8 protein-coding genes are annotated in these 11064 nt (G+C 64.3%); 4 read left to right on the forward strand and 4 right to left on the reverse strand.

From position 1 onward, the window contains the following. Position 1: 1 nt before the first annotated feature. Positions 2-1222 (reverse strand): sensor histidine kinase, encoded by a 1221-nt coding sequence (locus KIH76_RS03825; protein ID WP_219069366.1) that lies wholly within the window; start codon positions 1220-1222, stop codon positions 2-4. A 161-nt stretch (positions 1223-1383) separates the two neighbouring features. Between KIH76_RS03825 and KIH76_RS03830 the strand changes: the two genes are divergently transcribed. From KIH76_RS03830 to KIH76_RS03840, 3 genes are read left to right on the forward strand one after another with little or no spacing between them, the layout of a single operon-like run. After that, complete coding sequence (locus tag KIH76_RS03830; protein ID WP_236036805.1) at positions 1384-2331, forward strand: ABC transporter ATP-binding protein; 948 nt, start codon at positions 1384-1386, stop codon at positions 2329-2331. 36 nt (positions 2332-2367) lie between these two features. Then, complete coding sequence (locus KIH76_RS03835; RefSeq protein ID WP_219069370.1) at positions 2368-3624, forward strand: ABC transporter permease; 1257 nt, start codon at positions 2368-2370, stop codon at positions 3622-3624. Continuing rightward, complete coding sequence (locus KIH76_RS03840; RefSeq protein WP_214373476.1) at positions 3611-5083, forward strand: ABC transporter permease; 1473 nt, start codon at positions 3611-3613, stop codon at positions 5081-5083. The genes KIH76_RS03835 and KIH76_RS03840 overlap by 14 nt, the downstream gene beginning before the upstream one ends. A 30-nt stretch (positions 5084-5113) precedes the next feature. On the opposite strand, the gene KIH76_RS03845 is transcribed toward KIH76_RS03840, so the two are convergent. The 3 genes from KIH76_RS03845 to KIH76_RS03855 form a co-directional block, all read right to left on the reverse strand. After that, a complete protein-coding gene (locus KIH76_RS03845; protein ID WP_219069372.1) occupies positions 5114-6604 on the reverse strand; it encodes an ATP-binding protein in 1491 nt (496 codons plus the stop codon). Between the two features lie 174 nt (positions 6605-6778). Then, positions 6779-8125 carry a nucleobase:cation symporter-2 family protein gene (locus tag KIH76_RS03850; protein ID WP_214373478.1) on the reverse strand — a complete coding sequence of 449 codons (1347 nt, stop codon included), beginning with the start codon at positions 8123-8125 and terminating at the stop codon, positions 6779-6781. Between the two features lie 49 nt (positions 8126-8174). Then, on the reverse strand, positions 8175-8756 hold the full coding sequence (locus tag KIH76_RS03855; protein ID WP_214373479.1) for a xanthine phosphoribosyltransferase: 582 nt from the start codon (positions 8754-8756) through the stop codon (positions 8175-8177). 233 nt (positions 8757-8989) lie between these two features. Here KIH76_RS03855 and KIH76_RS03860 point away from each other — a divergent pair, with 233 nt between their 5' ends. Next, complete coding sequence (locus KIH76_RS03860; RefSeq protein WP_236036806.1) at positions 8990-11038, forward strand: acyltransferase family protein; 2049 nt, start codon at positions 8990-8992, stop codon at positions 11036-11038. Positions 11039-11064: the final 26 nt, after the last annotated feature.

Below are 11064 nucleotides of genomic sequence, written 5' to 3' on the forward strand. Positions count from 1 at the left end.
GTCAGCTCCTTGATGCGCTTCCGTCAACGGTTCCGTCATATTTGCCGTCAGCATCATGGTACGTCCAGCGCCGTTTGGGAATCGTGACGAACACACGCCACCCGTCATGATACGGGCCGCACGACGCCGTGCCGTCAAGTGCGCGCACACGGGCGTCGATATCGGCCAGCCCCATGCCGCGCATCGCCTCGGGGTCGGACTCGGCATGACGGGTGGACTCAGGCTTCGCCGGCCCCGGATCTTCGACGACCAGCTGCCAGATCGCCGGAAAATCACGCAGCGTGACCGTCGCGGATGCCGCGTCGCTGTGCCGCGCCACGTTTGACAGTGACTCGCGGATCACCGCGGCGAAACAGCGTGTCACCGGCGCCGGAGCATCCGTGATCTCGTTCGACAGGGTCGCCGTGAATCCGGCGGACGTCTCGCCGAACGAGTGCGCCGCGTCCGCGATCTGCGCGACGAAATCCGTGCCGTCATCCTCCAGATCATGCACGGAGCGACGTACCATCGTCATCGCCTCATCCAACGTGCCGTGCAATGCGCCGAATCCTTGCGAGGCGACCGTGTCTCCCGTCGCATCGGCCACCGCCTTGCCGGCCTGCGCCTGCATGATCGCGCGGGTGAGCAAATGGCCGACGTTGTCGTGGATCTCGCGGGCGATGCGCGTGCGTTCGCCCAAGGTCGCCATACGCACCGACTGGGCGCGTTCCTCGGCGACATCGGCCATGCGGCGGCGGTTGACGCGATTGCCGTCACGGGCAAGATCCTGCGTGTGCCGCAACGATCGGCGCAGACGCATCGCCGTCGCACGCGACAAGCCCAGCATCAGGCCGATTACGGTGACCGCCGCGGCCACAAGCAATATCAGATGGTCGGCGACGGCGGTCGTTCGAACCATCGCGACGGCCACCGGCGCCACCGGCAGCAGCCATCTGATCAGCCGGTCCGCACGCGCATCATGCAGCATCGACGGCAGACGTGCCAAGTCGTAGGCGACGGTCGGCATGAACACGCACCAGCTCGGCACGAGCAAGGACGCTGTCATCAAGGCGAGCGCCGGCACGGCCGCCATGGCGCCGCGCCGCGCCATCAGCCATTCGGTCAGGCACGACAGGGAGATTGCGGCCAACAGGCCGATCAGAGAGAGCACATCAACGTCGGAGACCGCCGCCATGGCCGTCGAACAGGCCAGGAGCAGCGCTTTTTCCAGCAAGATGAGCATGCCCCCATGGTAGCCGGTTCCCGGGATTCGACGTGAACATCCCGGGAACCGGCATACCCGTGACAAATGTCACGGATGAGCGCCCAAGTCGTGACGGATGGCTGTGGTGTCACCGCCGCCGACGCGCGATGATGAAACCACCCCCAAGGAAAGGAGCGGACATGACCGACAACACACCGGCCGTCCACGTCAGCCAACTGGTCAAACGATACGGCGACATGGTCGCGCTCGACTACTTCGACCTCGATGTGAGCCAAGGCGAGATCTTCGGTCTGCTCGGCCCCAACGGCTCCGGCAAGACCACCGCCATCAACTGCATCCTCGCGCTGCTCACCTACGATGCCGGCACCATCCGCGTGTTCGGCCAACCGATGACGCCGACCAGCTACGCGCTCAAACGCCGCATCGGCATCGTCCCGCAGAACGTCGCCGTGTTCAACGAACTGACCGTCACCGAAAACATCGACTACTTCTGCTCGCTGTACGTGCCCAAGAAAGCCGACCGTGCGCCGCTCGTCGAAGAGGCGATCGACTTCGCCGGACTCAACGAGTTCCGCAAGTTCCGCCCCGGCAAACTCTCCGGCGGCCTCCTGCGCCGACTCAACATCGCCTGCGGCATCGCGCACAAGCCTGACCTGATCTTCTTCGACGAGCCGACCGTGGCCGTCGACCCGCAGAGCCGCAACGCGATCCTCGAAGGCATCCAAAAGCTCAACCAGGCCGGCGCGACCGTAATCTACACCAGCCACTACATGGAGGAGGTCGAACAGATCTGCGACCGCATCCTCATCATGGACCACGGCCGTCACCTCGCGCTCGGCACCGCCGACGAATTGAAGGCCATGATCGACACGGGGGAGCGGATCACCATCGAAACGTTCGACCTGAGCGACGACGCGCTCGCGGCCGTACGCGCGCTTGCCTTCGTGATCGAAGCGACGTACGACGGGCACGAACTGACCGTGCGATGCCGGCGCGGCGATCACAACCTCGTCGACCTGATCGGCGTGCTGCGCGGCGCGGGCGCGAACCTCGGCCATCTGACCAGCCGGCCGCCGACCTTGAACGACGTGTTCCTTGAACTGACCGGCAAGGCGCTGCGGGACTGAATGCCCCGTCACTCGGTCCAAGGAAAGGAGAACGCTATGTGGAGCACCTTCATCGTCACCTTGAAAACGAACCTGCGCGACAAGAGCTCCCTGTTCTGGCTCATCGTGTTCCCGATCGCGCTGTCGACCATGTTCAACGGCGTGTTCGGCGGACTCGACAAGGCCATGAGCATCACCCCGGTGCCCGTCGCCGTCGTCCAGGACACGAACTGGACGAACGCGCTCGGCGCGGACACGCTGATCGACGCGCTCGCCGGCCAATCAGACGGCGGCAAGACCGGCGACAACGCTGACAAGACGATCGGCGACATCGACATCGGCGTACGACTGCTGGATGTCACCAACGTCGATTCCGCATCGCAGGCGCGCGACCTGCTGACCCAAGGCAAGACGGACGGCATCATCGCCGCGGACGACGACGGGCGCATCGAACTCACGCTCGGTTCCGACACCGTCGCCATCGCCAACAACGGCACGCAGGACGTGGGACTCGACGTCTCCCTGGCCGCGCTCGACAACGTGATCGACCAATACAACCGCACCAGCGCGACCGTGAAGTCCGCGCTCGAGGACAACCCGACCGCCGCCCTCACGCGCACGTTCTGGAACGGCATCGGTTCATCCGTGAACGGCACGAAGGAGATCTCGCTCACCAATTTCAAACCCGACGTGATGGCCAGATACTACTACGCGCTCATGGGCATGGCCTGTCTACTCACCATGTCGTACATGATCCATACGGTCACCACCGCACAGGCGAACCTCTCCGCGCTCGGCATCCGCCGCACCGTCGCACCGCTCGGCCGCGCCAGACAGCTGCTCGCCGGATTCCTCGCCGGATGGCTGTGCGCATGCGCGTGCCTGCTCGTCGCGCTCGCCTACATCCGCTACGTGTGCGGCATCGAGGTCGGCGGTCGCGAACCATTGGCCGTTCTGGCCGTACTCGTCGCCTCGTTCATGGCCTGCTCGTTCGGCACGATGATCGGCGCGATCCCCAAACTCACGGACGGTGTCAAACAGGGCATATCCACCGCGATCGCATGCGGACTGTCGCTGTTCAGCGGCCTGTACGGCGGATTCGCGATGGACCTGAGCGACATGATCGCACGCAAGACGCCGATCCTCGCCGTCATCAACCCCGCCCAACAGGTGACCGACCTGTTCTACTCGCTCATGTATTACGACAGCACCCAACCGTTCGTCCGCACCTGCACCATCCTGCTCGCGATGAGCGCAGTGTTTCTCGCGGCCGGCGTGATCATGCTCAGGAGGCAACGTTATGAACACCTGTAAGGCCACCGTGCGCGTCCTGCTCGCGCACCGCACGTACATCATCATCTATCTCGTGCTCATGGGCGTCATGATGTTCACGCTCAGCTGGTCGCAGATCACCGCCGCCAACCGGCCTGTGGCCGACACGTACGAGCCGGCCAAGGTCAACGTCGCCGTCGTCGACCGGGATGAGAACCGCGGCGGCATCGCCGACTCCCTGCGCGACTATCTGTCCGAATCCGCCACGCTGGTCGATCTGGACGACGACTCCGAATCGCTGCAGCAGGCCGTCGCCTCGAATTGGACGGATCTCATCGTCATCATCCCCGACGGCTATGCCGACCGGTTCCTCAAGGCCGCACGTTCCGGCGGCGACATGCCGCAAGTCGAGACGGTCACCAGCTACACGTCGGGAGCCGGCACGATCGGCGGCATGAACGTGAGCGGGTTCCTTTCGCTGGTCCGCGTCGCGTTGATCGGCGGGCACGCGCACGTCGATCAGACGGAACTCAAAGCATGGTATGAACGCATGGCGGGCACGATGAACGGCGGGGGAGCGCAGGCCGGTTCGTCCGCAAGCCCGGATGCAGGAACGGCCGGAGACTGGTCGAATCTCACGATCGACCCGTCGACGTTCGACTTCGACACGCTGCCGGAAGGCACGCTGACCGATCTGACGATGAACGATGTGCGCGACGCGGCCGGGAACGCCGCGAAGACCGCGCACGACGCGGACGTCAACCGGCCGGTCGCCGTGGAGAAGACCGAATCGCAGGACGAACGGGACGCCGGTGCGGTCAATCCGGTCGCCTCCGGATTCGGCGACACGATGAAGACCGCGCTCTACCCGCTGTTCCTCACGCTGAGCGTATGCGTGAGCCTTGTGGCCCGCGTGTTCGGCGCCGGCGAACTGCGGCGCAGACTCACGGCATCCCCGGTCGGCGCGTCGATCGGATTGAAGCGCATGGGCGTGCTGTGCGTGTTCGCACTGCTGATCTGCATGGCCTATCTGATCGCCGCGCTGGGACTGACGGCGGCGGCCGGGGCGAATCCGGCCGCGTTGCCAGCAGGCGGCGTGGCCATGGCGTTCGGTTCGGTGTGCATGTTCAGCCTCATGTGCGTGGCCTGCGGATTCATGCTCGGCGAATTCGGGGCTTCCGACACGGCCGCCAACGGGTTCGCCAACGTGTTCGGGCTGCTCATCCTGTTCACGTCGGGCATCGCGTTCCCGGTGAGCATGATGCCCGACGCGATCATCCCGTTCGTCAGGCTGACGCCCGGCTGGTGGTACACGTCATCGATCGATGCGGCGCTCGGCGTCGGCGCGGGCGGTGCGGATGCCGTCGGCTGGATGGGCGGGATCGGCATCATCGCCCTGTACGCGGTGACGTTCGTGTGCATCGGGCTCGCCGTGGGACGTGTGCGCAGGATGCGGCCCACGGATGCGGCCGCCGCGACGACGCAGCTCGCGGAAGCGTAAGACGCATCCCCTGCGGCGTCGGCCGTTCGGTCAGGAGTTGTGACCGATATTCAACCGGTACCGCTGGTCCGGGTCATCCTGGAATCGCACCGGGGTGACCCGGCCTTCGCGCAGCAGTTCGCGCAGACCGGCGGTGGCGGCGAGCGGGGTCAGTTGCAGCTCGCGCATGATCTCCTTGACGCTCATCGCCGAATGGCGTTCCAGCACCGTGGTGATCGCCTTGGAAATGTCGCTGGGCGAGCCGAGCCGTGCGGTGCGCTGCTTGGTGATCGTCATGGTGAACGTGTTGATCGTGTTCACCGTGGTCGCCGGTTCGATGCCGGCCTCCCGCAGTGCGGCGGCGATGCGCTGGTAGCCGTCGCCGCCCTCGGGGTTCACGTATCCGCCGTTCGGATACGGGGTCGATTCGAGCAATGTGAACAGGAACTGGTTACGGGTCGACTGGAACGGCGTTCCCGATACCGGATGGGGATCGGTGAGCACATCGTGCGTGACGGTGCCATACAATCCGCCCGGATTGGCGATCTCGATGCGGTCGGTGAACACGCTGACATGCACCTGCGTGCCGCGGGCATCGGGGGAGTAGTCGCGGTGCGTGAGCGCGTTCGCGATCGCTTCGCGCAGCACGACGGGCGGATAGTTGGGCTTCTTCGCGCCGATCCAATGCATCAGCGATTCCACCGCATCGTCGATCATCACCGGGATCGGTCCGACGATCGATTTCGAGGCGACCAGCCGTTCGTCGCCGCGGAACACCTCGTCCCTGCTGATACCCGGGAACACGGCGATCGAAATGCCGAGCCGCGGATAATACTTCTGCGGGTAACGTCCCAACGCGAGCAGGCCGGCCAGCGTCGGCCGCAGCACGCCGCCGACCGTCGACGGATCCGAATCGTCGTGGCGCATCACCTGAAGGTCGAGCAGTGCATCGGCGTCGGCGCGATCGGCGAACACGTGCGGATGCTGTTCGCGAACCCGTGCCAGCAATCCTGACACCAGTGTGGGATCGAGATCGTCGATCGTGGCGTTCGGCACGATATCCAGATCGTAGGTCGGTTGCAGATGCTCCTCGATGAGCCGGTCGACCTCGTACGAATTCATATGCCGGTCGCCGTCGCCGGTGCGGATGTACGAGCCGTTGTACGGCCCTTGTTCGGTCAGGAAGCAGGGTTTGTCGCGCGGCAGCATCTCATCCACGCGGGCGAACACGAGGTTGGTGCCCTCGAACGGGCACGTTACGATCGTCGGACGCACCACCGGTGTCATCTTCTCGCATGCCTGGCTGAGCGACTCCTGCATGGCACGCGCGTTGAACCCCTCGACCGGCGTGAACCCGGCCTTTTCCGACAATCCCAGAATGATCCAGCCGCCCGAGCCGTTCGAGAACGCGGACAGCGTGTCGGTGATGGTCGATGAAATGCGGCGTTTGCACTCCTTGACCTCGCATTGCTGGGTGTCGTTGCCGATCAGACGCATCAGGTCGATCAGCTCGGTCATCTTCGCGGTGTAGTCGTCGGTCATGGCCAGCCTCCTTGACACCATTGTGCCGCAGGTTAGGCTGCTGGGACGGCGGTTCATGGAGAATTCACATACAGGAAAGGGTTCCCGTCGAAATTGGCGAGAACCCTTGGAATGATGATTATGACCGGTGCTTTGTCGGTTTATTCCTCACCGCTCGCGGCGAGACCGTGCCTGTTATTCCTCACCGCGAGCGGCGAGGAAATGCTCCTCACTCGGCAGGACGGCGTTGAGGATGACGGCGACAACGAAGGCGACGGCGATGCAGTTCGAGGCGAAGATCTGCTGGAACAGGGCCGGGAACTGGCTGAAGATATCGCTCACCTGCGTGAAGCCGATACCGATCGTAAGGCTCAGCGCCGCGATCGTGATGTTGCGCTGCGAGAAGCCGGCCTCGGCGATCATCTGGAAGCCGGAAAGGATGATGTTGCCGAACATCATGATCGTGCAGCCGCCGAGCACGGCCTGCGGCAGCGAGTTGAACACCTCGGCGATGGCCGGCACGAAGCTCGCCAAGACCAAGATGAGTCCGCCGGAGAGGATCACCTTGCGGTTGACGACCTTGGTCATGGCCACCAGACCGATGTTCTGCGCGAACGAAGTCAGCGGCAGGCAGCCGAACAGGCCGGACACGGAGGAGATCAGGCCGTCGCCGGCGATCGCGCCCGCGGTCTCACGTTCGGTAGGCTGACGGTTCAGACCAACCTTGGTCAGCGCGGCCGTGTCGCCGAGCACCTCGACCGAGGAAACGACGTAGAGCAGGCCGAGCGAGATGATCGAACCCCAATCGAACGTCGGCTTGAACGGCATGAACTGCGGCAGGGAGACGATCGCCAGGTTCTGGAATCCGGAGAAATCGACCTTGCCCATGCAGATCGCGACCACATAGCCCACGACGAGGCCGAACAGCACGGACAGCTGCTTGGCGGTACCCTTCATGAGCAGCTGGAACGCGAGGCATGCGACCAAGGAGATCAGACCAAGCGTGAGGTTCTGCCACGAACCGAAGTCCTTCGCGCCCGAACCGCCGCCGAACGAGGTCGCGCCCACGTTGAGCAGCGAGAAGCCGATCGACGTGACGACGATCGCGGAGACGATCGGCGGCACGAACCGGCGCCAGTACTTCGCCGTCAGACCCAGCACGAGTTCGAGCAGACCGCCGACGATCACCGCGCCGACGACTGCGCCGTAGCCCTTGTCGGCTGCGATCGCGCATGCGGCCGCGACATAGGTGAACGAGATACCGGTGACCATCGGGAGCCTCGAGCCGATCAGCCACGCGCCGTACAGCTGCAGGCAGGTGCCCAGGCCCGCGACCAGCAGACCGGCCTGGATGATCGCCGCGGACTGGACGGCATCCATCTTCGCGGCGGACGCGACGATGAAGATCGGGGCGAGGTTCGCCACGAACATGGCCATGACATGCTGCAGGCCGAACGGAATGCCCTTCCAGAACGAGACGGGCGCGTCGAGGCTGCTCAGCGCCTCGAACGAGACGGCTTCGGATTGCTTCTTCTCAGACAATGGGTTCCTCTCTTGTTGTTCTTCTCTTGGAAATCAGTGATCTTGGAAATCAGTGACGGAATTCGATCTCGCCGGTCGCAGGGTCCATCGACTCGACGATCGCGAGCGAATCCACATCATAGCCTTCCTCGCGCAGCTGGTCGCCGCCGCCCTGGAAGCCCTTCTCCACGGCGATGCCGATGCCTTCGACGCTCGCGCCGGCATGCTTACAGATGTCGATCAGGCCGTGCAGCGCCTTGCCGTTCGCAAGGAAATCGTCGATGAGCAGCACATGGTCCTCGGGGCCGAGGTACTTGCGCGAGACGATCACCGGGAACTCGCGCTGCTTGGTGAACGAGTACACGGTGGTCACGTACTGGTCGCCGTCGAGGTTGATCGACTGCGCCTTCTTGGCGAATACGACCGGCACGTTGCCGAAGTGACGCGCGGCCACGCATGCCATGCCGATGCCGGACGCCTCGATGGTGAGGATCTTGGTGATGTGCTTGCCGGCGAAATGCTCGGCCCACGCCTTGCCCATGGCATCGTAGAGCGCCACGTCGCACTGGTGGTTCAGAAAGGCGTCCACCTTCAGCACGTTGCCTTCCTTGACGGTTCCTTCCTTGCGGATGCGATCCTCGAGTTCCTGCATACCACTCCTTTGACGAATCTGGATGGGCGAATATTGTGTAAGTTGTCAGTCTACGCCGGCCAGATGACCGCGCCGGGGAATGGAAACACGCTTGCCATGCGGACGCTCGCGATGCCCCGCCGCCTTGCAAATCGGCCAAAAGCACCCCTTGAACACCCCGATTTCGCGCGTGCCCGATCATCCCACGCCGACCATCCCGTTTCTGTCCGCTCCCGTCGTAACATGACGGGGTGATGGAAACGCAAGCACAATCGACCAGACAGCATTCCGCGGCCCGATACCGTTGCATGGACGGCATCAAGGGCATCGCACTCATCGGCATCATGTGGTACCACCTGTCGCAGCGCACGCTGCCCGGCGGCTTCGTCGGCGTCGACATGTTCTTCACCGTTTCCGGATTCCTGCTCGGCACGAGCCTGCTGCGAGAACTCGACCGCGATGGTCGGATCGCATTCGGCTGGTTCTATCTGCGCCGGCTGGCCCGTCTGTGGCCGGCCATGCTACTGACGATCGCCGCGTCGGTGGGACTCGGCTGGCTGGTGGACCGGGATACGCTGGTCCATATCGGCGGCACGAGCGCCGCGTCCGCGCTGTTCGCGTCGAACTGGTACGAGATCGCCACCGGCGGCAGCTATTTTGACTCGACGTCGCCGCAACTGTTGCGCCACCTGTGGTTCGTTGCGTTGCTGGCCCAGTTCACGATCATCATGCCGTTGCTGGTGATGCTGTTGCAGCGACTCCGTTCGTTCGTGGCGCGTCTGTCGGCGATCGTCGTGCTGGCAGCGCTGTCCGCCGTGGGCATGGCGTTGCTGTACCGTCCGCAGACCGACCCGACCCGCGTGTATTTCGGCACGGACACGCATTGCTTCGGACTGCTGATGGGACTTGCCCTGGCGTTGCTCGTGCACTGTCTCGAAACGGCGACCGCTAACGGGCAGCCGGCCGAGACGAAGATCGGAGCGGGCAAGTTGCCCGTGGCGATCCCGGCATCATGGACGCGCACCGGTGCCCCATGGCTGGCGACGGTCGCGTTGCTGACGCTGCTCACGCTGATGATGCACGTCGGACAGAATGCGTCCGCGTTCCGCGGCGGCCTGTTCGCGGCGGCGATCCTGACCGTGATCGTCATCGGCGGCAGTATTGTCGACGATTCGTGGATGAATGACCTGTTCACGTGGCGTCCGTTGGCGTTGCTCGGCAAGTATTCGTACGGCATCTACCTGTGGCATTGGCCGCTGTTCCTGCTGATCCAACTGTTGCTGCCGGCTTGGCGCGGCCGCGGCATGTGGCTGATCTGGCTCTTGACGCTGGTCGCCAGCGGACTGATGGCGGCATTGTCGTGGTGGATGGTCGAGCGGCCGGTCGCCGAGTGGATCGCGGCGCTGCGTACTCGCCGGGACAAGTCCGGCGTCGGTGCGCAGGCTGCGTCTACGGCATCTGTACGGGTCGTGTCCAATGTGGATCGTGATATGCCGGCGTTCGTCCCGATGAGCGAACAGGAACAGGCCTCGCTGCGCCCGGTGCGTGGCATCCCTTCATGGCAGCGGGTGACGGCCACCGTGGTCGTCGTCATGCTGGCCGCCGTCGGCTTCCTGATGGGCGTCAAGGACGCTCCCGCCAAGTCGCGCATCCAAATGGAACTTGAGCAGAACCAGGGCGTGCTTGACCAGCAGGCCGACAAACGCCAAAGTGATGCGGACGCGGCGAAGGCCGCCGCCGAAGCAAAGAAGCGCGCCGAAGAGGCCGCCCGCAAGCGCGAACAGGCCAAGCAGGAGGCGTTGAAGCATCTCGACGGCAAGAACGTGACCGTGATCGGCGATTCCGTGACGGTCGGCGCGTCGCCGTCCTTAAGCAAGCTGCTGCCCGGCGTGGTCGTCGACGCTCAGGTGTCCCGCTCGGTGCTCAAGGGCCCGGGCATCGTCTCCACGCTCAAGGCACAGGGCCAGTTGCGCAAGTATGTCGTGATCTCGCTCAACACGAACTCCGAAACCAACGCCGAGGAGCTGGATGCCATCGTGAACGCGGCAGGCGACGGTCATGTGTTCGTGCTCGTCACCGCATACGGCGACCGTTCGTGGATCCCGCTCGCCAATCAGGCCACCTTCGACTATGCGAGCGCCCACGCCGGCAACGTGACCGTGGCCGACTGGAACGCGGCCATTGGCGCGCATCCCGAATGGCTGGGCGCGGACGGCATCCACCCGGGCGCACAGGGCCAGGAGCTGTACGCGCAGACGGTCAAGGACGCGATCGCCGGCTGGATCGTCGATCATGGCGCCTGACCGTGACTTATGGTAGACAAGTAAGG

The sequence above is a fragment of the Bifidobacterium simiiventris genome, from assembly GCF_019331715.1.
Taxonomy (GTDB): Bacteria; Actinomycetota; Actinomycetes; order Actinomycetales; family Bifidobacteriaceae; genus Bifidobacterium; species Bifidobacterium simiiventris.